The sequence below is a fragment of the Streptomyces sp. NPDC050619 genome (genome assembly GCF_040654815.1).
Taxonomy (GTDB): Bacteria; Actinomycetota; Actinomycetes; order Streptomycetales; family Streptomycetaceae; genus Streptomyces.
The window spans coordinates 32,616-54,560 of sequence record NZ_JBFAIR010000023.1 but is presented as its reverse complement, the minus strand read 5'-3'; the positions used below and the strand labels follow the sequence as shown (position 1 = coordinate 54,560).

25 protein-coding genes and 1 pseudogene are annotated in these 21,945 nt (G+C 70.2%); 15 read left to right on the top strand and 11 right to left on the bottom strand.

What is annotated here, in order from left to right:
• Positions 1–88: 88 nt before the first annotated feature.
• Positions 89–289 (bottom strand): hypothetical protein, encoded by a 201-nt coding sequence (locus AB0I77_RS32425; RefSeq protein WP_363286291.1) that lies wholly within the window; start codon positions 287–289, stop codon positions 89–91.
• On the opposite strand from AB0I77_RS32425, the gene AB0I77_RS32420 reads away from it, so the two are divergent.
• Positions 288–1,100 carry an SAM-dependent methyltransferase gene (locus tag AB0I77_RS32420; RefSeq protein ID WP_363286290.1) on the top strand — a complete coding sequence of 271 codons (813 nt, stop codon included), beginning with the start codon at positions 288–290 and terminating at the stop codon, positions 1,098–1,100. The two genes, AB0I77_RS32425 and AB0I77_RS32420, sit on opposite strands and share 2 nt — an antisense overlap.
• 141 nt (positions 1,101–1,241) lie before the next feature.
• A complete protein-coding gene (locus tag AB0I77_RS32415) occupies positions 1,242–1,418 on the top strand; it encodes a hypothetical protein (RefSeq protein WP_363286289.1) in 177 nt (58 codons plus the stop codon).
• Position 1,419: 1 nt separating this feature from the next.
• Here the strand turns inward: AB0I77_RS32415 and AB0I77_RS32410 are convergent, their stop codons facing one another.
• Complete coding sequence (locus AB0I77_RS32410; RefSeq protein ID WP_363286418.1) at positions 1,420–1,587, bottom strand: hypothetical protein; 168 nt, start codon at positions 1,585–1,587, stop codon at positions 1,420–1,422.
• A gap of 157 nt (positions 1,588–1,744) precedes the next feature.
• Here AB0I77_RS32410 and AB0I77_RS32405 point away from each other — a divergent pair.
• Both AB0I77_RS32405 and AB0I77_RS32400 read left to right on the top strand, forming a co-directional pair.
• Positions 1,745–1,864: pseudogene (locus tag AB0I77_RS32405) on the top strand (MBL fold metallo-hydrolase); the annotation flags it as partial.
• A 124-nt stretch (positions 1,865–1,988) separates the two neighbouring features.
• A complete protein-coding gene (locus AB0I77_RS32400) occupies positions 1,989–2,294 on the top strand; it encodes a zinc-ribbon domain-containing protein (RefSeq protein ID WP_363286288.1) in 306 nt (101 codons plus the stop codon).
• Here AB0I77_RS32400 and AB0I77_RS32395 read toward each other — a convergent pair.
• Positions 2,285–2,686, bottom strand: coding sequence for an ArsI/CadI family heavy metal resistance metalloenzyme (locus tag AB0I77_RS32395; protein ID WP_363286287.1), 402 nt, complete (start codon positions 2,684–2,686; stop codon positions 2,285–2,287). The genes AB0I77_RS32400 and AB0I77_RS32395 overlap by 10 nt on opposite strands.
• A 41-nt stretch (positions 2,687–2,727) precedes the next feature.
• Entirely contained in the window at positions 2,728–4,086 is a 1,359-nt protein-coding gene (locus tag AB0I77_RS32390; RefSeq protein ID WP_363286286.1) for an NAD(P)-binding domain-containing protein, read from the bottom strand.
• Positions 4,087–4,266: 180 nt separating this feature from the next.
• On the opposite strand from AB0I77_RS32390, the gene AB0I77_RS32385 reads away from it, so the two are divergent.
• The gene (locus AB0I77_RS32385) at positions 4,267–4,614 is read left to right on the top strand and encodes a metalloregulator ArsR/SmtB family transcription factor (protein ID WP_363286285.1); all 348 of its coding nucleotides are present in this window, start codon (positions 4,267–4,269) and stop codon (positions 4,612–4,614) included.
• A 54-nt stretch (positions 4,615–4,668) separates the two neighbouring features.
• Here AB0I77_RS32385 and AB0I77_RS32380 read toward each other — a convergent pair whose 3' ends face one another.
• Together AB0I77_RS32380 and AB0I77_RS32375 are read right to left on the bottom strand one after the other, a co-directional pair.
• Positions 4,669–6,129 carry a HAMP domain-containing sensor histidine kinase gene (locus tag AB0I77_RS32380; RefSeq protein WP_363286408.1) on the bottom strand — a complete coding sequence of 487 codons (1,461 nt, stop codon included), beginning with the start codon at positions 6,127–6,129 and terminating at the stop codon, positions 4,669–4,671.
• A 126-nt stretch (positions 6,130–6,255) separates the two neighbouring features.
• A complete protein-coding gene (locus tag AB0I77_RS32375) occupies positions 6,256–6,957 on the bottom strand; it encodes a response regulator transcription factor (protein WP_363286407.1) in 702 nt (233 codons plus the stop codon).
• 169 nt (positions 6,958–7,126) lie between these two features.
• On the opposite strand from AB0I77_RS32375, the gene AB0I77_RS32370 reads away from it, so the two are divergent.
• Both AB0I77_RS32370 and AB0I77_RS32365 read left to right on the top strand, forming a co-directional pair.
• Positions 7,127–7,930, top strand: a complete 804-nt coding sequence (locus AB0I77_RS32370; RefSeq protein WP_363286284.1) for a helix-turn-helix transcriptional regulator — start codon at positions 7,127–7,129, stop codon at positions 7,928–7,930.
• Between the two features lie 68 nt (positions 7,931–7,998).
• Positions 7,999–9,444: an MFS transporter gene (locus tag AB0I77_RS32365; protein WP_363286406.1), complete on the top strand. Its 1,446-nt coding sequence runs from the start codon at positions 7,999–8,001 to the stop codon at positions 9,442–9,444.
• A 39-nt stretch (positions 9,445–9,483) separates the two neighbouring features.
• Here the strand turns inward: AB0I77_RS32365 and AB0I77_RS32360 are convergent, their stop codons facing one another.
• Both AB0I77_RS32360 and AB0I77_RS32355 read right to left on the bottom strand, forming a co-directional pair.
• Complete coding sequence (locus AB0I77_RS32360; protein WP_363286283.1) at positions 9,484–9,957, bottom strand: MarR family winged helix-turn-helix transcriptional regulator; 474 nt, start codon at positions 9,955–9,957, stop codon at positions 9,484–9,486.
• 100 nt (positions 9,958–10,057) lie between these two features.
• Entirely contained in the window at positions 10,058–10,546 is a 489-nt protein-coding gene (locus AB0I77_RS32355) for a hypothetical protein (RefSeq protein ID WP_363286282.1), read from the bottom strand.
• A gap of 103 nt (positions 10,547–10,649) precedes the next feature.
• Between AB0I77_RS32355 and AB0I77_RS32350 the strand changes: the two genes are divergently transcribed.
• Positions 10,650–10,985, top strand: coding sequence for a YnfA family protein (locus tag AB0I77_RS32350; RefSeq protein ID WP_363286281.1), 336 nt, complete (start codon positions 10,650–10,652; stop codon positions 10,983–10,985).
• A 206-nt stretch (positions 10,986–11,191) separates the two neighbouring features.
• Here the strand turns inward: AB0I77_RS32350 and AB0I77_RS32345 are convergent, their stop codons facing one another.
• A complete protein-coding gene (locus tag AB0I77_RS32345; RefSeq protein ID WP_363286280.1) occupies positions 11,192–11,617 on the bottom strand; it encodes a nuclear transport factor 2 family protein in 426 nt (141 codons plus the stop codon).
• Between the two features lie 209 nt (positions 11,618–11,826).
• On the opposite strand from AB0I77_RS32345, the gene AB0I77_RS32340 reads away from it, so the two are divergent.
• From AB0I77_RS32340 to AB0I77_RS32325, 4 genes are all read left to right on the top strand, one after another.
• The gene (locus tag AB0I77_RS32340) at positions 11,827–12,603 is read left to right on the top strand and encodes an SDR family NAD(P)-dependent oxidoreductase (protein ID WP_363286279.1); all 777 of its coding nucleotides are present in this window, start codon (positions 11,827–11,829) and stop codon (positions 12,601–12,603) included.
• Positions 12,603–12,749, top strand: coding sequence for a hypothetical protein (locus AB0I77_RS32335; RefSeq protein WP_363286278.1), 147 nt, complete (start codon positions 12,603–12,605; stop codon positions 12,747–12,749). Before AB0I77_RS32340 ends, AB0I77_RS32335 begins: the two co-directional genes overlap by 1 nt.
• A 40-nt stretch (positions 12,750–12,789) precedes the next feature.
• On the top strand, positions 12,790–14,046 hold the full coding sequence (locus AB0I77_RS32330) for a GNAT family N-acetyltransferase (protein WP_363286277.1): 1,257 nt from the start codon (positions 12,790–12,792) through the stop codon (positions 14,044–14,046).
• 143 nt (positions 14,047–14,189) lie between these two features.
• A complete protein-coding gene (locus tag AB0I77_RS32325) occupies positions 14,190–15,023 on the top strand; it encodes an LAGLIDADG family homing endonuclease (RefSeq protein WP_363286276.1) in 834 nt (277 codons plus the stop codon).
• A 43-nt stretch (positions 15,024–15,066) separates the two neighbouring features.
• Here AB0I77_RS32325 and AB0I77_RS32320 read toward each other — a convergent pair whose 3' ends face one another.
• On the bottom strand, positions 15,067–16,260 hold the full coding sequence (locus tag AB0I77_RS32320) for an RtcB family protein (RefSeq protein WP_363286275.1): 1,194 nt from the start codon (positions 16,258–16,260) through the stop codon (positions 15,067–15,069).
• A 214-nt stretch (positions 16,261–16,474) separates the two neighbouring features.
• Between AB0I77_RS32320 and AB0I77_RS32315 the strand changes: the two genes are divergently transcribed.
• The 3 genes from AB0I77_RS32315 to AB0I77_RS32305 all read left to right on the top strand — a co-directional run bounded on the left by AB0I77_RS32315 (position 16,475) and on the right by AB0I77_RS32305 (position 19,963).
• Positions 16,475–17,368 (top strand): DUF3558 domain-containing protein, encoded by an 894-nt coding sequence (locus AB0I77_RS32315; protein WP_363286274.1) that lies wholly within the window; start codon positions 16,475–16,477, stop codon positions 17,366–17,368.
• Positions 17,369–17,532: 164 nt separating this feature from the next.
• The gene (locus AB0I77_RS32310; RefSeq protein WP_363286273.1) at positions 17,533–18,471 is read left to right on the top strand and encodes a DUF3558 domain-containing protein; all 939 of its coding nucleotides are present in this window, start codon (positions 17,533–17,535) and stop codon (positions 18,469–18,471) included.
• A gap of 193 nt (positions 18,472–18,664) precedes the next feature.
• Complete coding sequence (locus AB0I77_RS32305) at positions 18,665–19,963, top strand: DUF2637 domain-containing protein (RefSeq protein ID WP_363286272.1); 1,299 nt, start codon at positions 18,665–18,667, stop codon at positions 19,961–19,963.
• A gap of 100 nt (positions 19,964–20,063) precedes the next feature.
• Here the strand turns inward: AB0I77_RS32305 and lysS are convergent, their stop codons facing one another.
• Entirely contained in the window at positions 20,064–21,803 is a 1,740-nt protein-coding gene (gene lysS / locus AB0I77_RS32300; RefSeq protein ID WP_363286271.1) for a lysine--tRNA ligase, read from the bottom strand.
• Positions 21,804–21,945 lie beyond the last annotated feature (142 nt).

Sequence of the window (21,945 nt, the reverse complement as noted above, 5' to 3'; positions counted from 1 at the left end):
GTGATCTGCTCCCGCACCAGCTTCGTGACCTGGTCCGGCAGCACGATCACGAGCGGCAGCGACAGCGGCGCGTTCTGGCGCACCGCCATCACGACCGCCACAAGTCGAACAACGGGAGGCGGCACTCGGCCGGGACGGCCGCGAAGACGTACACCTCCGGCTGCTCGGCGAGATCACCTTCGGCGCCGACGCGTTCGACGCCATTCCCGACGCTGTCGCGTTGACGGCCTGCCAGGATGATGATCTGACAGCGGCGGGATATGAGTCCAGGACGGAGCCAGGGCACCATGACCTCTCCCACCAGCGGCGGCGTCGATCCCTTGAGGATCGACACGAGCAAGCCCCACCCGGCCCGGATGTACGACTACTTCCTCGGCGGGAAGGACAACTACGAGGTCGACCGGGAGGCCGCCGAGCAGTTCATCAAGGTGGCCCCGGAGGTGCGGGTGGGCGTCCGCGCCAACCGGCGCTTCATGCACCGCGCCGTCCGGCACCTCGTCGCGGAGGGCGGCATCCGGCAGATCCTGGACGTGGGCACGGGCCTGCCCACCGAGCCCAACGTGCACCAGATCGCGCACGCCATCGCGCCCGAGACCCGTATCGCCTACGTCGACAACGACCCGATCGTCAGCGCCCACTCGATGGCCCTCATGGACGACACCGACACCTCGGTCGTCCTGGCGGACCTGCGTGACCCCCGGGCCGTCCTGGACCATCCCGACGTGCGCGAGGTCATCGACTTCGACCGGCCGGTGGCACTGCTTCTGGTGGCGATCATGCACTTCGTCTCCGACGCGGAGGACCCGTACGGCATCGTCGCCACCCTCCGCGACGCGCTGCCCACCGGTTCCTACCTCGTCCTGTCGCACGCCACGGGCGACCTCCACGAGGACCGGCGCGAGGACGCGGCCTCCGTCTACAACAAGGCCAGCGCCACCATGAACCTCCGCTCCCACTCCGGGGTCCTGGACTTCTTCGGCGACTTCGCCCTGCTCGACCCGGGCCTGGTCCAGGTCCCGGACTGGCGGCCCGAGGAGCCCCCGCGGCGCGACGCCCCGCAGATCGGCATCTACGGCGGAGTGGCCCGCAAGGACGGCTGACCGGCCGGCGAGCGGCCTTACAGGTGGAGCGGGCTACACCATCGGTTGGGGAGAGCACTCTCTCGTGACGGCGGGCCGGAGACGGAATCGTTGATCTCGCAAGGTCAACGACTCAACGGCTCTCCCTCGAAGGAAACTCCCATGAAGAAGCTGCCCCGCCCCGTCCTGTGGTTCCTCTTCCTCTTCAACCTCACCGTCGCCGCTGTCGCCCCCTTCGCCATCGACGGCAACCAGGGCCTCATGACCAGTGCCGGCATGGGCGCGGTCTCCCTCGGCGCGGGCGTCGGCCTCCTCAAGAGCCGGGCACAGCGAGCCTGAGTCACTGGGCGGCCCCGGCCCGGTATCGGCCCGGTGCCACAGGGTGGCTGAGCGCGGCGGGCCAGCGGGCGGCGCCGGTGGCCCCGGGGGTCGCGGAGGTCGCGCTGTTCGCCATCCACGCCCTGATCATGTACACGAGCAGCACGTCGAGCAGACCCGGTACCGCCACGCCCGCGCCGGGGTGTCCGGCTCCGGTACTTGCCGCACAGCAGCTCGACCGCTGGGGGCCCGCCGGGCGGCGCCTCGGTGTCCAGCGGCAGTTCGTGGGACTCCAGCCAGCGCTCGAACGGCTCCGCGTGCGACGCCGTGGCCGGGTCCGCGGGTGCGTTCTCGAACGGGCCGCGGACGAACGCGAGTTGGTGATCCCGGCGCACTTCGGGGGTGCGGGCGCGGCTCAGGTGCGGCGCGGGGGAGGCGGCGGGTTCGCGATCACGCGGTGGCCTTGACCCCAGGGACTGTCCCAGCGGGCCCCGGCCTGACCGGATCGCCGTAGCGGAGAGCGGTCTCGCGGTTCCTTCCACCCGTACAGGTACGGTCACACCAGGCACCGACCCGGGAAGGACCACCGACGTGATCATCTTTGGCACCAAGGGCTACCTCTACCAGCTCGCGATACTGACGCTGGTGTGCGGCCAGTGCGGCAACCCCTCCGCGCACACGCTCCGCAAGCGCGTCACGAAGTTCACGCTGTTCTTCGTACCGCTGTTCCCGTTCTCGACGAAGTACGCGACGCAGTGCACCTTCTGCGGCGCGGAGCAGAAAGTGACCAAGGAGCAGGCGGAGCAGCTCCAGGCTCAGGCGCAGTCCGCGAGCGGTCGCGGCGGGCAGCCTCAGCCGTACGGGCAGCCGCCGCAGCAGCAGCCGTATCAGTCCTGATCAGGGTCCGGGCCGTCCCTCAGGGCCGCGTCGGCCTTGACGACGTACACCTCCCACGGTTCCCGGCCGGGGCCGTGGACCCAGACCTTGTCCTGGAGGGCGTAGCAGCAGGTGGTGTCGTTCTCCTCCGCCGTGGCCAGGCCCGCCTCGCTCAGGCGGGCCGTCGCGGCGTGGACGGTCTGCGTGCTGTCGACCTCGACGCCAAGGTGGTCCATGCGGGTCGCCTCGCCCGGTGTGCCTTCGATCAGGACGAGCTTGAGCGGGGGCTCGGCGATGGCGAAGTTGGCGTAGCCCTCGCGGAGTTTGGCGGGCTCGGTGCCGAACAGCTTGCTGTAGAAGGCCACGGACGCGTCGAGATCCGGGACGCGCAGGGCGAGTTGTACGCGGGACATGGCGTACCTCCTTGCGTGGAAGCCTTGCGTGGAAGGGGAGTTCAGCAGCCGCCGCTCGATGCGGGCCAAGCGCCGATGCCGATCTGGAGGGTCGTGGCGGCGGGGGCCGCGCAACAGCCGCCGCCCTCGCCGCTCTGGGCCGCGTCAGGGTCGTCGAACAGGCCCGCGCCACCGCAGACTCCGGTCTCCGGGAGGGTCAACTCCACGCGTTCGGCGGCCTCTTGGTCGCCGGCGAGCGCGGCGGCGATGGAGCGGACCTGCTCGTAGCCGGTCATCGCGAGGAACGTGGGTGCGCGGCCGTAGGACTTCATGCCGGTCAGGTAGATGTCCCGCTCGGGGTGGGCGAGTTCGTTCACGCCGTGCGGGTAGACCGTGCCGCAGGAGTGCACGTTCGGGTCGATGAGCGGGGCCAGCGCGGTCGGGGCCTGGAGGCGTTCGTCGAGGCCGAGGCGGATCTCGGAGAGGAAGGACAGGTCGGGGCGGAAGCCGGTCAGGACGATCACCTCGTCCACCGGGTCCAGCCGGCGGCCGTCCTCGGCGATCAGGACGAGCTGGTCGCCGTCGCGTTCGACGCTCTGCGTACGGAAGCCGGTGGCCGCGCTCGCGTGGCCTTCCTCGACCGCGGCCTTGGCTCGCAGGCCCAGGGCGCCGCGGGCCGGGAGCTCGTCGGATTCGCCCCCGCCGTAGGTGCTCGCGCCGATGCCGCGCCGCAGGATCCACACCGCGTGTGTGCCCTTGGCCTCCTTCGCCAGGTCGGCGAGCTGGGCGAGGGCCGTGAAGGCGGAGGCTCCGGAGCCGACGACCGCCGTGCGCCGGCCGGCGTAACGGGCGCGCACGGCAGGGTCCCTGAGGTCGGGGACGCGGTAGGAGATCCGGTCGGCGCTCGCCTTCTCACCGAGGGCGGGCAGGCCGTTCGCGCCCAGGGGGGCCGGGCCGGACCAGGTACCGGAGGCGTCGACGACCGCGCGGGCGGTGATCCGCTGCTCCTCGCCCTCGGCCGTACGGATGTGCACGGTGAAGGGCTGCTCCTCGCGGCCCGAGTCGACGATCCGGTCCCGGCCGGCCCTGGCGATGCCGGTCACCGTGGCGTCGTAACGGACCTTGTCGCCGAGGACGTCGGCGAGCGGCTGGAGATAGCGCTCGGCCCAGTCGCCGCCGGTGGGGTAGGAGGCGCCGTCGGGCGCGGTCCAGCCGGTCGGGGCGAGGAGCTTCTCGGCGGCGGGGTCGGTGACCTCGGACCAGGGGGAGAACAGCCGCACGTGCGCCCACGCGCGTACGGCGCCGGCGGCGGACGGGCCGGCTTCCAGGACCAGCGGTTCGATGCCGCGCTCGATGAGATGCGCGGCGGCGGCCAGGCCGATCGGGCCGGCGCCGATGACCACGACGGGATGGCGATCCACGAGACTCCCCTTTGCTCTGTTCACCCTTGCTGCTTCGACATTCGTCGATGCCCTTGTGTCGCCAGGATGACACTTGCATCGATGGACGTCAACATAGACACACATCTAATCAAGACTCCCCGTGAAGCTCCCGCGAAGCGCAGCCACCCGCACTGGTTCGACGTATGTCAACATAGACGCATGTCGAATACGCAGCTCCTGCCGCTGGCCGTCGCGCCCTGCTGCCCGCCACTGACCGAGCGACCGCTGACGGCCGACGAGGCCGAGACGACCGCCCGGATGTTCAAGGCGCTGGGCGACCCGGTGCGGCTTCGGCTGTTCTCGCTGGTCGCCTCGCACGAAGGCGGGGAGGCGTGCGTGTGCGACATCTCCGACGTCGGCGTCTCGCAGCCGACCGTCTCCCACCACCTGAAGAAGCTCAAGGAGGCCGGGCTGCTCACCTCCGAGCGGCGCGGCACCTGGGTCTACTACCGGGTCGAGCCGTCCGTGGTCGCCGCGATGGGGCAGATGCTCGGCAGCATGGGCTGAGCCGACGGCATCTCGTCACGCGCGCCGCTCGTCGCAACCCCTCCCGTAAAAGCGTCAGTCACCGCTCATCGGCCCGCCCGGATACGCCCCTCCACCCACCGTGAACCCGATCACCGCCCCGCCCCCCTCCCGCCGGAAGGCGAACGGCGCTCCCCCGTGCGCGAGTGCCACCTCGCGCACGATGGACAGGCCCAGCCCCGAACCCGGCAGGGAGCGGGCGTCGGCGGCGCGGTAGAAGCGGTCGAAGACGCGGATCAGGTCGGGCTCGGCCACGCCGGGACCGCGGTCGAGGACCTCGACGCGGACCGTGCCGGGCCGGGCGGGACCGGTGACGTCGATCTCGATGGGCGTGGTGCCGTCGCGGTCGAACTTCGCCGCGTTCTCGACGAGGTTGGACAGCGCGCGGGTCAGCATCCCGGGGCGGCCGTCGGTCGTGGTGTCGCCGCTCGCGCGGACCAGGATCTGTCGCCCGGTACGGCGGCGGGCGAGCCCGGCGACGTCCTCGGCGATGTCGGCGAGGTCGACCCGCTGCGGCGGCTCGGTGTCGGACTGGCCGGCCGCCAGGTCGACCAGCTCGTTGACCAGGTCGGTCAGTTCCCGGGCCTCCTGGGACAGGTCCGCGACCAGCTCGTCCCGGGTGGACGGGGGCAGCTCGTCGATCCTGCGCAGCAGCGAGATGTTCGTACGGAGCGAGGTCAGCGGCGTGCGCAGCTCATGGCCCGCGTCCTGGACCAGGCGGCGCTGGTCCTCCTCGGACTGGGCGAGCCTGCCCAGCATGCGGTCGAAGGCGCGGCCGAGGCGGCCGACCTCGTCGTAGCCGGTGACGGGCACCTGGATGCCGAGGCGCCGGGTGCGGGCGACGTCCTCGGCGGCCGAGGTGAGGATGACCAGCCGGCGGGTGATGCGCCGGGCCAGCCACCAGCCGAACAGGCCCGCCGCCGTCACGACCGCGGACATCAGGATCAGCGTGCGCTGCTGAAGCGCCCGCAGCAGGTCCTCGGTGTCGCTGAACTCCTGCGCGACCTGCACCGCGCCCCGCTCGCCGCCGAGCGAGACGGTCGCCACGCGGTAGACGTCGTCGGCGACGTCGACCTCGCTCCGCTCGGTGATCCTCCCGGCCTTGCCGGCGGCCGCGATCTTCCGGTCGGCGTCGGTGACCGGCAGTCCGGGTCTGCCGGGGTCGACGATCCCGCCGTCCGGCCCCAGCACCTGCACATCCGTGCGGGCGGGCCGCACGATGTCGTGGCCGGGCGCGACGGAGGAGAAGTCGGCCGGCGTCATGCGCTGCTGGCGCACCTCGCCCCGCAGGTCCTGCACGACCTGGTCGAACACGGACTCCTGGTCGACCCGGACCAGCCGGGCGGCGGCGCTGTAGGACAGGACGCCGACCAGGACGGTGACAGCGGCGGTCACGGCCGCGAAGGACACCGCGAAGGTCGTCCGCAGCGACAGCAGCCCCGGCCGCCGCAGCCAGGGAAGCCGGAGCCAGGGAAGCCGGAGCCGGGCAAGCCGCAGCCGGGGACGCCGCCGCGCGAGCAGCCGCCCTGGGCGGTCCGGTTGATCCGGGCGGTCCGGTCCGTCCGGGCGTGCCGGTCCGTCCGGGCGTGCCGGTCTCTCCGGGCGGCCGGGGCCGCGCCCCACTCAGTCCTCCCGCAGCACGTAACCCACGCCCCGGACCGTCTGGATCAGCTGCGGCACACCCGGCTCGTCGAGCTTGCGGCGCAGGTAGCCGACGTACACGGCGAGGTTCTTGGAGCCGGGCCCGAAGTCGTAGCCCCAGATGCGGTCGTAGATGGTGGAGTGGTCGAGGACGATGCCCGCGTTGCGGACCAGCAGCTCCAGCAGTTCGAACTCGGTGCGGGTCAGCTCCAGCTCGCGCGGCCCGCGCCAGGCGCGGCGGGCCTGCACGTCCATGCGCAGCCCGGCCGCCTCGATCTGCCCCTCGGGCACCGCGGGCGCCTTCGGTGCGCCGGTCAGGGCGCCGACCGGGCTGGTGCGGCGCAGCAGGGCGCGCAGCCGGGCGAAGACCTCCTCGACGTCGAAGGGCTTGACCACGTAGTCGTCGGCGCCCGCGTCCAGGCCCGCGATCCGGTCCTGGGTCTCCACGAGCGCGGTCAGCATCAGGATCGGCGTACGGTCACCCTCGGCGCGCAGCACCCGGCAGACCTGGAGTCCGTCGATCCCGGGCATCATCACGTCCAGGACGAGCACGTCCGGCGGGGTCTTGTGGGCCTGCGCCAGCGCCTCGACGCCGTCGGCGACCGCGGTGACCTGGTAACCCTCCAAGGTCAGGGCGCGCTCCAGGGCGTGACGGATGGCGCGGTCGTCTTCGGCGAGCAGCAAGGTTTGGGGCACCCCCTCAGTGTGCCGTGCCGGGACAGTCGTACGACGTGATGAACGGCTCACCGGCGGCCTTCTTACGTGCCTCTCACCCCCGGGGGCGCAACCGAGGCCGCCGCCCCTACCGTCTTCTCACCCTGCCACTGTCAGTGCCCCGCCCTACGATCCCCCCATGGCCCCCGTAAGCCGTGGCACTCGCGGCATCGTCGACGCCGCGGACCTCTTCGCGCACGTGGACTTCCGCCGCCGCGAGCCCGCCGAGCCGCTGCGCCGGTACGTCGAGTGGTACTGGCTGATCGACTGGAACCTCCCCGAGCCCTACGTCTCCCACGTGGTCCCGCACCCGGCCGTCAACGTCGTCTTCCAGCGATTCCCGGACCAGGAGCCCTTCGCCGAGGTCGCGGGCGTCCAGCACGGCCTCTTCACACAGAAGCTGGCGGGGCTCGGGCGGGTGTGCGGCATCAAGTTCCGGCCGGGCGGCTTTAGCCCCTTCGCCCCGGACCGGCCCGTGACCCAGTGGACGGGCCTGCGCGTACGGCAGCCCGAGGTGTACCCGGACACGGACCCCGCCACGATCCTCGACCCGGCCGGCGAGGACGCCCGCGTCGCCGCCCTCGACGCGTTCCTCCTGAGCCTCGACCCGCGTCCCGACCCCCAGGCCGACCTCGCGACCACCCTCGTCGACCGCATCCGCACCGACCGCACGATCCGCCGCGTCACCGACTTCGCCCGCACCGAGGGCGTGTCCGTACGACTGCTCCAGCGGCTGTTCGCCGCGTACGTCGGCGTGGGCCCCAAGTGGGTCATCCTGCGCTACCGCATCCACGAGGCCCTGGAGCGCGCGGAGACCGAACGAGCCGTGGACTGGGCGGGCCTGGCCGCCGACCTCGGCTACGCCGACCAGGCCCACCTGGTGCGGGACTTCACGGCGACGGTGGGCGTGCCGCCGGGGGCGTACGCACAGGGCGTGCACTGAGCCCACCCCCGAATCAAATGCGCTTGACCGTCCCGCAGTCATGCCCGACATTTATCTGCGTGACACAGATGATGCATGACGCAGAGAATGACCCAGCGAATGACACAGAGAACGGCGACGCCAGGAAAACGACGGCCCGCGCCCGCTGGGCGATCCTGGCCGTCGTCCTCGCCGCCGACGTGCTCGACCTCCTCGACGCGACGATCACCAACATCGCCGCCCCGACCATCACCCGCGACCTCGGCGGCGGCGCGAGCCTCGTCCAGTGGCTCGGCGCCTCCTACGCCCTCGCGCTCGGCGTGCTGCTCGTCCCCGGCGGGCGGCTGGGCGACAAGTACGGGCGCCGCCGGCTGTTCCTGACCGGCCTGACCGGCTTCGTCGCCGCATCCCTCGCCTGCGGCCTCGCCCCGACCCCGCTCGTGCTGGTCGTCGCCCGCCTCGTCCAGGGCGCCTGCGCCGCCCTCGTCATCCCGCAGGGCTTCGGCATCCTCGGCGCGACCTGGCCCCGCGACCAACTCGGCAAGGCGTTCAGCCTGTTCGGGCCCGTGATGGGCCTGTCCGCCGTCGGCGGCCCGATCCTCGCCGGATTCCTGGTCGACGCCGACGTCGCGGGCCTCGGCTGGCGCCCCATGTTCCTGATCAACCTGCTCATCGGCGGCGCCACCCTGCTCGCCGCCGTACGCCTGCTCCCCCGCGACAGCGGCGACCCGGCCGTCCGCGTCGACGGCCCCGGTTCGGCGCTGCTGGCCGGCGCCCTGCTCGGCCTGCTCGGCGGCCTCATCGACGGCTCGGCCCACGGCTGGACGCCCCGCACATTCGTGGCGCTCCTCCTCGGCCTCGCCCTGTTCGCCGCTTTCTGCCACCGCCAGCGCACCGCCGCCCACCCGCTCATCCAGCCGTCGCTGCTCCACCACCGCGGCTTCACCTCGGGCCTGGTCCTCGGCGTCGTCGCCTTCGCCGCGACCGCCGGCCTCCTCTACGTCATCTCCCTCTTCTTCCAGCGGGGCCTCGGCCGCTCCCCCGCCGGCACCGCGCTCGGCCTGATCCCCCTCTCCCTCGGCATCGTCCTCGCGTCCATCGCCTGCTACCGCCTCATCCACTCCTACGGCCGCCGGCTCGTCGCCGCCGGCCTGCTGACCGTCCTCGCGGGCTGCGGCTACCTGGCCCTCCTGGTCACCAACTCGGGTACCAATACCGGCAGTTGGGCGCTCGTGCCGCCGGTGCTCCTCATCGGCCTCGGCATGGGCACCTGCTTCGGCACGGTCTACGACGTCACGATCGGCGACATCGCTCCCGAGGAGGCGGGCAGCGCGAGCGGCTCCCTCAGCGCGGTGCAGCAGGTGGCCAACGCGATCGGGGCGGCGGCCGTGACCACCGTGTACTTCCACACGGCCGACGGCGGCGAGGCCCACGCGATGACCGTGAGCCTCCTCGTGGTCGCCGCGGCCACGGCCCTGTGCCTGGCCCTCGTACGACTGCTGCCACGCGCGGCGCCCCAGGAGCGGCACCACTGAGCGCTGCGGGCCGCCAAAAGATGTTTCAGCGGACCAGCACTAGACGTCACCGGCGCGCAGGCGGGCGACCTGCTTCGCGCTGAACTCCGTCGTACGCCTCATGTGCTCGATGATCACGGCCAGTTGGGAGTCGTCCAGGTCGTCGAAGAGCTCCCCCCAGCCGCCGCCCAACCGGTCCCACAATCGGCCGAACTCGGCGGCCTGCTCCGGCACGGTCGCCACCAGCACCTTCCGCCGGTCGGCCGCGTCCCGCTCCCGCACCACGTACCCCGCCCGCTCCAGCCGGTCCACCAGCCGCGTCGCCGACCCGGTCGTCAGCCCCGTCAGCTCGGCGATCCGGCCCGTGGTCACGGGCCCGCCCTCCAGCGTGAGCAGGTTCAGACACTGAAGATCGGTCGGATGCAGCCCGAGATGGTCGGCGACGGCCTGGTTGAAGAGGGCGTACGACGCCATGTAGCGGCGGGAGACACCGGACAACTCCGCCAGCAGCCGCGACCGCGCGTTCCCGGACATCCAGCACCCAGCTCCTCTTCATCTGCGCCGTGCAGAGATCGTACGACGCAGGGGACAGGCCTGAAAGCAGACACGAACCAGCTTGACCAGCTTGGAATTGCTAGAAGTAGTACTCGTCCCCGGTGTCCAGGACCAGCACCCGCTGCCGGTCGTTCCCCCGGTTACGGTCCACCGCCCCGCCGCTCCACACCGTGTCGATCTCCAGCAGCGCCTCCGACGGCGTGCCCCGCAGCCGCACCCGCAGCTCGATCCGCTCCCCCAGACCGTCCGCGGCCAGCGCGCCGACCCGGCACAGCACCACCCGCTCGCCGGACCGCGCACACCCGTCCGGCAGCACCTGCCGGTCGGCCAGCGGCTCCGACCAGCGCAACCGCACCGTCGCGTCCGGGACCTGGGACGGACCGTGATTGCGCGGGGTGAACCGCACGTCGACCCGGCCGGCGGCCATGGCGGCGGACCCGTGATAGGCCAGATCGGCCTCGGGGCGGGAGACGGCGAAGGCGAGCGGCGCCACCCCGCCCACCGCCACCAGAGCCGCCGTCAGGACGGCACCCGACACCGCATGCCCTCGCAGAACCCGCTCCCGCATGCCAGCACTCCTCGCTCAGCCGTGGTCGTACGGGGATGTATCCCACGCTCGGCGCACGACAGGCGCCGTCCAACAGGTGACGCGCGCATGCGAAGCTGCCCGCATGCTCGTGCTCCGCTCCGCCGCCCTCTTCGTCGTCGCCGCGCTCTTCGAGATCGGCGGCGCCTGGCTGGTCTGGCAGGGCGTGCGCGAACACCGCGGCTGGGTCTGGATCGGCGCGGGTGTGCTGGCCCTCGGCGCGTACGGCTTCGTCGCCACGTTCCAGCCGGACGCGAACTTCGGCCGCATCCTCGCCGCGTACGGCGGGGTCTTCGTCGCCGGTTCCCTCGCCTGGGGAATGGTCGCGGACGGCTACCGCCCGGACCGCTGGGACGTCACGGGCGCGCTGATCTGCCTCGCGGGCATGGCCGTCATCATGTACGCGCCGCGAGGCAGTTGAGAGGACGGCTAGGGCCTGTCCGGCGGATCAGGTCGCAGGAAATCGGCGGCGCCTCATCAGCGCCGGTGAGCGGGGCCTGGTGCGTCCAGCTGCAAGGCGGAGGAGGGAGTCGACGCGGAGCGTCGGCGAGTGACGACAACGCCGCAGATGGGCGTGCCAGGCCCCGCGTCTGCGGCATGATCCGCCGGACAGGCCCTAAGGGACGGCTAAGCGGGCAACAGCCCCAGCTGCTCCAGGAAGTCCATCTCGTCGAAGTAGAGCCGGTAGTCCACGATCCGGCCGTCCGCCACCGTCGCGATGTCCACTCCGCGAATCCTGATCTCCTTCTGGGTCCCGGGGAGAGTCTCCCCGGAGGGCAGATGCAGCGGCCCGGTGTTCTTTCCGCTGAAGATTCCCTCGTCGATGGCCGTGTCGCCGACCTCGTACGCGTGCAACGTCTCGAACGTCGCCTCGGGAACCGCCTCCGTCATCTGCCGCCAGTACTCGACGATGCTGTCGCGCCCGTGAAGCTCCCCCTCGTCGGGGGTGACGGCGACCGCGTCCTCGTCGTACAGCTCGGCGATGGCCTTCAGGTTCGGTTGCGTGGTCAGCGCCTCCGTGAGCCGGTCCATGACCTCACGTGCTTGTCCCATCGATCCACCTCCTGAACTGCGGATCACCCACCTCGATTGTCCCACCGGGACCCCGCACGGGCAGTCCGGAGAAGGACCGCAGAAGGGACCGGAGAAGGACCGCGGAAGGACCGCGGAAGGACCGGAGAACGAGATGACAAACCACCCACTTGCCCCACCCACTTAAGCTTGCCGGACAGATCCGTCACGCACCGTCCGAGGAGCAGCCCATGGCCACCGCCGCACCGTCCGCCGCCGCCCGCATCGCCGTCGTCACCGGTGCGAGCAGCGGAATCGGCGCCGCCACGGCACGCCGGCTCGCCGCGGCCGGCTACCGCGTCGTTCTCACCGCCCGCCGCAAGGACCGTATAGAGGCGCTGGCCGAGGAGCTCACCGCGGCGGGCCACCAGGCGACGGCGTACCCCCTGGACATCACCGACCGCGCCGCGGTCGACGAGTTCGCCACGGCCTTCCAGACGATCGGCGTGCTGGTCAACAACGCGGGCGGAGCCCTCGGTGCCGACCCGGTGGCCACCGGCGACCCGGCCGACTGGCGCACGATGTACGAGACGAACGTCATCGGCACCCTAAACGTCACCCAGGCCCTGCTCCCCAAGCTCGACGCGAGCGGCGACGGCACGGTCGTGGTCGTCTCCTCCACCGCCGGCCACGGCACCTACGAGGGCGGCGCGGGCTACGTCGCCGCCAAGCACGGCGCCCACGTCCTCGCCGAGACCCTCCGCCTGGAGATCGTCGGCCGCCCGGTCCGCGTCATCGAGATCGCACCCGGCATGGTCAGGACGGACGAGTTCGCCCTCACCCGCTTCGGCGGCGACGAGAAGAAGGCGGCGAAGGTGTACGAGGGCGTGGCCGAGCCCCTCACCGCCGACGACGTCGCCGACACCATCACCTGGGCGGTGACCCGCCCCAGCCACGTCAACGTCGACCTCCTGGTCCTCCGCCCGCGCGCACAGGCGTCGAACACGAAGGTCCACAGGGAGTTGTGATGACCGACGCCGAGCGGGAGCGGCAGCGCCTCAAACAGGAGACACAGAACGAACGCAAGATGTGGTGGTGGCTCGCCTACTTCCTCTTCGGCATCCACATCGTGGCGTTCGTCATGATCTACGCGGTGACGCACGCGCCGAAATGAGCGGTGCACGGGGCGCGGCCGACGCATAGGGTCACGGGTCGTGGACCGACACATACCGTTCGACGGCCTGCACAACTTCCGCGACCTGGGCGGCTACCCGACGACGGACGGCCACCGCGTCCGCCCGGGCCGCCTCTACCGCGCCGACTCACTCGGCAAGCTGAGCCACGGCACGCCCGACTGGAACCGCTTCCTGGCCCTGGGCATCCGCACGGTCATCGACCTGCGCCACCCCTGGGAGGCCGAGGCCGGGGGCCGTGTCCCGGCACACCCGTCCCTCGCCTGTCACCACCTCAGCATCGAGCACCGCCGGTACGACCAGGCGGCCCAGACCCCCGACGTCGACCCCGGCCCGTACCTGGCGGAGCGCTACATGGAGGTGGCGGCGGACGGTACGAAGGAGATCCGCGCCGCTCTGGAACTGATCGCGGACACGGACGCCCCCTTGGTCTTCCACTGCGCCTCGGGCAAGGACCGCACAGGCCAGGTGGCCGCCTTGGTCCTGTCCCTCCTCGGCGTCCCGGAGACGGTGATCACCGAGGACTTCAGCCTGACGGAACTGGCGACACCGGCCCTGCTGGCCGACTGGCGCACCCGCAACGACGGCCGCACCCCGAACTGGCCCGGCTTCGGCCGGGCCCCCGAGTCGGCGATGCGCCTGTTCCTCTCCTCGATGAAGACTCGCTACGGCTCGATCGAGGCGTACGTCACTCAGGCCCTGGGCCTGGACGCCCAGGCGTTGTCGGACACCCTCCGCACCACCCTCCTCGAACCGACCCCCACCACCTGGCCGGACCTGACGTACCGCAGGGCCACCCCGGCCGATGCGAGCCTGCTGGTCCGCCTCCGCGACACAGCGGCCCTACGGCAACTGGCCCGCGGCATCACCCAGTGGCAGCCGGGCGAAAAGGACGAGACCCACTTCCGCACGCGCATGAAGGAGGGCGAGGTCTGGCTGGCATACGCGGACGAGAGCGTGGCCGGCGCCTGGGAACTGTGGTGGGACGACCAGGCGGCCTGGGGCCCCCGCCCCGCGGACGCGGGCTACATCCACCGCCTGATGACAACGCCGCACACGGCTCCGCCGGGAACGGGCCGCCGGATGCTGACGGAAGCGGAATCCCGCATAGCCGCCACGGGCCGCCTGTACGCCCGCCTGGACTGCCTCGCTTCCAACCCACGCTTGCGTGCGTACTACGAGTCGGCGGGCTACAGGGTCGTAGGCGAACAGCGGGCAAAGGACGGCGGGTTGGGCAGCCCGTATGCGGTGACGTTGCTGGAGAAGGGGCTGCGGTAACTCACAGGAGTGAACCTGATCGATCACCCGAACGGGGGCTGAACTGGCGATCTAGGCTCGCGTCACAACATCAAATCGACGGCCCTCGACCGGGATGCCGCCCAGTCGAGGACCTGACCAACAAGGAAGGAATGCGCTTCCTCATGGCTGAATGCGAGCCTAGCGCTCACCAGTTCATGGACCTCAGGGTCCCGGAGTACTCCTACATGTTCGGCTTCTTGCAGGCGGATGGGCATCTCTCTCAACAATCCCGGCAACGAGGGCGGTTGACCGTCGAGATCAACGCGCGGGACATCGATCTCCTGCGCAAGTTCCAGAAGCTGACGCCGTACAACAGCAGCATCAGGGAACGCACACGATCGACGAACTTCGCCGAGACTGCTCACTCGGCTGTCTGGAGCCTCTGCTCCCTGGAAGCCAGAACCATCGTCAACGGACTCGGACTGCCATACGGCCGCAAGTCACAGACGATCGCCCCACCCCTCGTCGAATTCTCTCGCCGCGACTACCTACGAGGCCTGATCGACGCAGACGGTTCGGTGGGCCACACGCGCAAGGGCTGTCCGTTCATTTCTCTCACCACGGCCAGTACCGCCGTCGGCGCCTACTTGCGCCAATACGCGAAGGACATCACGGGCTGCGAGCGCAACATCAAACGCAACGTGCGCGACAGCATCTACAACCTCTACTACACGATGGAAGTAGCCCAGAACCTGGCAGCCCACCTCTACTACCCAGGGTGCCTGTCCTTGGAGCGAAAGCGCGCAGTCGCCGATTCGCTCACCACCTGGGTACGTCCCGCCGGCATGCGAGCCGCACACACGCGACGCCCCTGGACGGAATGGGAGGACCGGATTCTGCTGGAGCTCAAGAGTCCGAAGGCAGCGGCAGAGAAACTCGGCAGGACCACTCAAAGCTGCGATCTTCGCCTTTGGCGCATGCGCAACGGCCAAGTCCCCATGCCAGACGGCGAGTGACCCAGTAGGGGAGGCCCCCGGTCCCGACCGGGGGCCTTGCGCGTCAGCCCTTCACACAGACAACCTGCTTCAGCTTCGCCACGACCTCCACGAGGTCCCGCTGCTGATCCATCACCTGCTCGATCGGCTTGTACGCACCCGGGATCTCGTCCACGACACCGGAGTCCTTACGGCACTCCACGCCCCGCGTCTGCTCCTCCAGGTCCTTCGTCGAGAACCGCCGCTTCGCCGCGGTGCGGCTCATGCGCCGACCGGCGCCGTGCGAGGCCGAGTTGAAGGACTTCGCGTTCCCGAGGCCCTTCACGATGTACGAACCCGTGCCCATGGAGCCCGGGATGATCCCGTACTCGCCGGAACCCGCGCGGATCGCACCCTTGCGGGTGACGAGCAGGTCCATGCCGTCGTAGCGCTCCTCGGCCACGTAGTTGTGGTGCGCGCTGATCTCGGGCTCGAAGGTCGGCTTCGCCTTCTTGAACTCCTTGCGGATTACGTCCTTGAAGAGCGCCATCATGATGGTGCGGTTGTACTTCGCGTACTCCTGCGCCCAGAACAAGTCGTTGCGGTACGCCGCCATCTGCGGCGTGTCCGCCACGAAGACGGCGAGGTCACGGTCGACCAGGCCCTGGTTGTGCGGGAGCTTCTGGGCCACGCCTATGTGGTGCTCGGCCAGTTCCTTGCCGATGTTCCGGGATCCGGAGTGCAGCATCAGCCAGACAGAACCGGTCGCATCCGCGCACAATTCGACAAAGTGGTTGCCGGCTCCGAGCGTCCCCATCTGCTTAACGGCCCGCTCCTCCCGGAACTTCACCGCATCCGCAACCCCATCGAACCGCCCCCAAAAGTCATCCCACCCCGCTGTAGCGAGCCCGTAGAACCGCCCCGGCTCAACCGCACTGTCATGCATCCCCCGCCCCACCGGAATCGCCTGCTCGACCTTCGACCGCAGCCGCGACAGATCCCCCGGAAGGTCATTCGCCGTCAGCGACGTCTTCACCGCCGACATCCCGCAGCCGATATCCACACCCACCGCCGCAGGACACACAGCCCCGTGCATCGCGATGACCGACCCGACGGTCGCGCCCTTCCCGTAGTGCACGTCGGGCATCACGGCCAGCCCCTTGATCCACGGCAGGGTCGCCACGTTCCGCAACTGCTGCAGCGCGCCTTCCTCGACCGTCGCCGGGTCGGCCCACATGCGGATCGGAACCTTCGCGCCCGGCATTTCCACGTACGACATTTAGTCCTCATTCCCCCGGAATAAAGCAGAAGTCTCAAAACGCAAAACCATCGCCAAGGTCAACGAAAGGGACAGCGGACCGGCGTCCACGGCAGTGCGTGCGATACACATTGTCTCCAGGGGGCGCCCCCGTGCGGCAAGCGAATAACCAGCAGGGACACTGAGATCCCGACCAGTTCCCCATGCACCACACACCGTCGAGAGGAGCCTGACCGTGCAGCGGAAGGCGTACGTATCCGGCGTCGTCGCGCTCCTCGCGGCCCTGCTGGCCGGCTGCACCGGCAGTTCGGACGACGGCGGCGATACGGACAACGCGAACCCCGGTGACACCGGCACGGCATCCGCCGCCGCCCAGCCGGGCAAGTACCGCACCCTTCCGGAACCCTGCGGCGCGGTCGGCCAGGACACCCTCGACTCGCTCCTGCCCGGCATCCAGCAGATCGCGGACCAGGAGCAGCGGGACAAGGCGTACGCGGGCGAGGCCACGCCCACGTTCGACACGGACCGCAAGGTCGGCTGCCGTTGGACGGTGGAGTCCACGGACGCCACCGACCATCTGCTGGTCGACTTCGAGCGGGTGGTGTCGTACGACAACTCCGTGAGCGACGACACGGAGGCGCAGCAGCTGTTCGCGACGAAGGAGGAGGCGGCCGACCTTCCCGAACCGGCGACTTCCAGCCCCAGCACCAGCGCGAGCAACAGCCCAAGCACCAGCGCCAGCCCCGGCACCAGTACCGGCACCAGTACCGACGAGAGCCCTTCCGGCGACCCGAGCGATTCCGCCGGCCCGAGCGACTCCGCCGCACCGTCAGGTTCAGGTTCCCCCTCCTCCTCGATCTCCGCCACCCCCTCCACCCTCCAGCCCCGCATCCTGGAGGGCCTCGGCGACGACGCGTTCCTGGACGACGCGTTGAGCGGCTCCGGTTCGACGGCCCAGCAGCGCACGGTGACTGTGGCGTTCCGCACGTCGAACGTGATCGTGACGATCGCGTACGAGGAGCAGCCGATGACGGTCGGCGTGACCCCGAACAGCACCCCGGACAGCAAGGAAATGCAGGACAAGGCCCGGAAACTGGCCGCTCAGCTGGCGGAGACACTCACCAGTTAGCTCACCAGTTAGCGCCCCTTCACAGCCCCCTCACGCCCGCACACAAAGCACAAGAAGCTCGGTCGCACAGCTGTCTCACCGCGTACCGTGGCCCCTCGGACCCGATCCGACCGCAGGAACTTCAGCGTCCCCGGAGCCGATCCGACGGCAGGAGCACGAGCGTCATGAGTGAAGGAACCATGCAGCGACCAGCACAGCGAGTCCGGCGTGAGAAGCGCGACGACCAGCGAGCGAAGCGGCTCCACCGCGTCCTTGTCTGCGCGGCCGCGGTCCCCGTGACGCTGATCGCGGCCGGCTGCTCCTCCGACTCGGGCTCCGGCTCCGGCTCCGATGCCGCCGCCGCCGACAAGGGCCCGGGCGCGGTCGTCTCGGCGTCCCCGAGCGCGTCGCCGACGGTGCAGGCGGCGGCGTACAAGTCGCTGCCCAAGTCGTGCGCGGTGGTGACGAAGAAGACCCTGGGCGAACTGGTGCCGAAGGCGAAGTCCGGCAAGGAGGGCACGTCGAGCGACACGGCGACGCGCGCCAACTGCTCCTGGACCAGCCTCGACAACAACGGCGTGGAGGGCTCCCAGTTCCGCTGGCTGAACGTCTCCCTGCTCCGCTTCGAGTCGGACACCTCGCGCGGCACGGGCAACAAGCAGGCGCAGGCGTACTACGAGACGCAGATCCAGGACGCCCAGGCGGTGGACGGCGCGAAGAACGTGAAGTCGGAGCCGGTCGCCAAGACGGGCGACGAGGCGACGGCGGTGCGCTACGACCTGAAGAAGAAGGAAGGCTCCTTCAAGGAGCAGACGGTCGTGGCACGCGTCGAGAACGTCGTCGTCACCCTCGACTACAACGGCGCGGGCCTGGCCGGCGAGAAGACCCCGAGCGCGGCCAGCCTGACGAAGCTCGCCGAGAAGGCGGCCAAGGAGGCGGTGGCCGCGGTGTCGGCGGCCAACAGCGCGGGCGGTTCCGGCACGAAGAGCCCCTCGGCGAGCGCGTCCAAGGACAAGGACAAGGACAAGGGCACGTCGAAGTCGTCCTCGTCGCCCTCGGCGGACGAGTCGTCGAAGGAGTCCCCGAGCGCGTCCCCGTCCCAGTCTGCGGCGAAGAAGAGCTGACTGTTACACCTGAGCCGCGGCTGAGCGCCAAGCCGCAGCTCAGGCCCCCTTTTTGACGGAACCCGGCCCTCCGCGGGCACCGGGTTCCGTCCGTCCGACAACGCGTACGACGCACACATGTGCCACTCTGTGTCGCGCAACAACAGGCATGGGGAGGGGAGTACGGGTGGCCGCGCCACTACAGCTGACACGGATGCACCGGATTCTCATCGGCGTGGTCGTCACCGGTGCCGTCATCATCGCCGGTATCGGCTTCGCGGGTTCGTACGCGGCCGTCCGCGAGCTGGCCTTGGAAAAGGGCTTCGGGAACTTCAGTTACGTCCTCCCGATCGGCATCGACGCGGGCATCTGCGTCCTCCTCGCCCTCGACCTGCTCCTGACCTGGATCCGCATCCCCTTCCCGCTCCTGCGGCAGACGGCCTGGCTCCTGACGGCCGCGACCATCGCCTTCAACGGCGCGGCGGCCTGGCCGGATCCGCTGGGCGTGGGCATGCACGCGGTGATCCCCATCCTGTTCGTGGTCTCGGTCGAGGCCGCCCGGCACGCCATCGGCCGTATCGCGGACATCACGGCCGACCGGCACATGGAGGGCGTACGCCTCACCCGCTGGCTGCTCTCTCCCCTCCCGACGTTCCTCCTGTGGCGCCGTATGAAGCTGTGGGAGCTGCGCTCCTATGAGCAGGTCATCAAGCTGGAGCAGGAGCGTCTGGTCTACCGGGCCCGTCTTCATTCCCGCTTCGGCCGGGCGTGGCGGCGCAAGGCCCCGGTGGAGTCCCTGATGCCGCTCCGCCTGGCCCGCTACGGGGTCCCGCTGGCGCAGACGGCTCCGGCGGGGCTGGCGGCGGCGGGCATCGAGCCCGTGCTGCTGCCACCGGTGCCGCGGCAGACCGAGCCGGTGGCCACGGCCGCCCCCCAGCCGGCGGTACCGCAGCGCGAGCAGCGTCCTGAGCTGGAGGACCGTAAGCAGAACGTCGAGCAGGCCGCCCACGCACCGGAGTACGCACCCGAGGACGCGGCCGAGTACGCGCCGGAGCAGGACCAGAGCCCCTGGTTCGAAGCCCCGAAGCAAGGCGACTACCAGGGCGGCTACGACCCCACGTACGACCCCCAAGAGCAGTACGAACAGTGGTACGGGGAGCAGCTCCAGGCCGAGCAGTACCAGGCGCAGCAGCGGTATTTCGAGGAGCCGCCGACTCCCGAGCCGTCTCCGGAGGAACCCTCCCCGGAGGAGACCGGCAGCTTCCCCATCCCGTCAGGCCCGGGCCGCACCCGAGAGCTGGGTGAGGGGGGTGGCACGCCGGATCCGACCGAGGAGGACTACTACCAGGTCTTCAAGAAGTCGATAGACGGCAGCTACCCCACCTCGGGCCAGCTCAGGGGCGACGTGGAGGCGACCTACGGTGTCGTGCTCCCGCAGCGCGAAGCCGACCGCATGGTCAACCGCTTCACCAACCGCCACACAGCGGAACTGCAAGAAGACCACATCGCATAAAAATCGCAACAAACACGGCAAGCATCGCAAACATGACGAAGGGGGCCCTCCGCCGAGGAGGGCCCCCTTCCTTTACCGCCTTACTCCGCCTTGCTCCGCTTTACTCCCCGAGCAGCTTGCGAACCCGCTCCTGCCCGACCGCGAGAAGCAGCGTAGGCAGCCGCGGCCCCGTGTCCCGTCCGACCATCAGGTGGTAGAGGAGCGCGAAGAAGGTCCGCTGGGAGGTCTTGATCTCCGGCGGGAGCTCCTTGGGCGTGGCGTCGGCGGGGAAGCCGGCCTGGACCTTGGGCACGCCGTAGACGAGATGGGTGAGCCCGTCCAGCGACCAGTGCTCGGCCAGCCCGTCGAGCAGCAGTCGTAGCGACCGCTGTGCCTGCTCGTCGAGGGACTTCAGCAGTTCGTGGTCGGGTTCGTCGCGCACGATGGTCCGCTGGTCGGCGGGCACGTGCGTGTTGATCCACGCCTCGGCCTTGTCGAGCCGCGGCCGTACCTCGTCGAGGGCGGCGAGGGGGTTGGCGGGGTCGAGTTCGCTGAGGATGCGCAGCACCTGGTCCTCGTGCCCGGCCGTGATGTCCGCGACGGACGCGAGGGTCCGGTACGGCATCGGCCGGGGTGTGCGCGGCAGCTCACCGCTCGCCGTCCGCACGGCCCGCGAGTGGGCGGCGATGTCGCCGGGCAGGGCGGAGTTGTCCGCGACCTTCGCGTCCAGCTTGTCCCACTCGTCGTAGAGGCGCTGGATCTCCTGGTCGAAGGCGATCTTGAAGGACTGGTTGGGCCGGCGCCGGGCGTACAGCCAGCGCAGGAGCTGCGGTTCCATGATCTTCAGCGCGTCGGCGGGGGTGGGCACGCCACCGCGGGACGACGACATCTTCGCCATTCCGCTGATCCCGACGAACGCGTACATCGGCCCGATCGGCTGCTTCCCGCCGAAGATCCCGACGATCTGCCCGCCCACCTGGAACGAAGAACCCGGAGACGAGTGGTCGACCCCGCTCGGCTCGAAGACGACGCCCTCGTACGCCCACCGCATCGGCCAGTCGACCTTCCAGACCAGCTTGCCGCGGTTGAACTCGTTGAGCCGGACGGTCTCGGAGAAGCCGCAGGCGGTGCAGGTGTACGTCAGCTCGGTGCTGTCGTCGTCGTAGGCGGTGACGGTGGTGAGGTCCTTCTCGCAGTTGCCGCAGTAGGGCTTGTACGGGAAGTACCCGGCGGAGCCCCTGCTCCCGTCCTCCTCGCTCGCGGCGCCCGACCCCTCGGCGGCCTCCAGCTCGGCCGCGTCGACGGGCTTCTGCGACTGCTTGGCCGGGGCCTTCTTCGTCCGGTACTGGTCGAGGATCGCGTCGATCTCGGCGCGGTGGCTGATGGCGTGCAGGATCTGCTCGCGGTACACACCGGAGGTGTACTGCGCGGTCTGGCTGATGCCGTCGAACTCGACGCCCAGCTCGGCCAGCGACTGAGTCATGGCGGCCTTGAAGTGCTCGGCCCAGTTGGGGTGGGCGGAGCCCTTGGGGGCCGGGACGGAGGTGAGCGGCTTGCCGATGTGCTCGCCCCAGGAGTCGTCGATGCCCGCGATGCCGGCCGGGACCTTGCGGTAGCGGTCGTAGTCGTCCCAGGAGATCAGATGCCGGACCTGGTACCCGCGCCGCCGGATCTCGTCGGCGACGAGGTGCGGGGTCATGACCTCGCGCAGGTTGCCGAGGTGGATGGGCCCGGACGGGGACAGTCCGGACGCGACGACCAGGGGTTTGCCCGGGGCCCGACGCTCCGACTCCTCGATGACCTCATCCGCGAAACGGGAGACCCAGTCGGTGGTCTCGGTGCTCTGAGCCACGATCGGCACGTCCTCTTTTTCTGAGAGTTTTCTGAGAGTGCTTCTGAGAGTGTTTCTGAGAGTTCTCATGGGCAGCCGGTACGGTCGCACGGCTGACACCCCCATTCTCCCAGACCCCCCTACGCCCGGGAAAACCGCTTTACCCCCATGG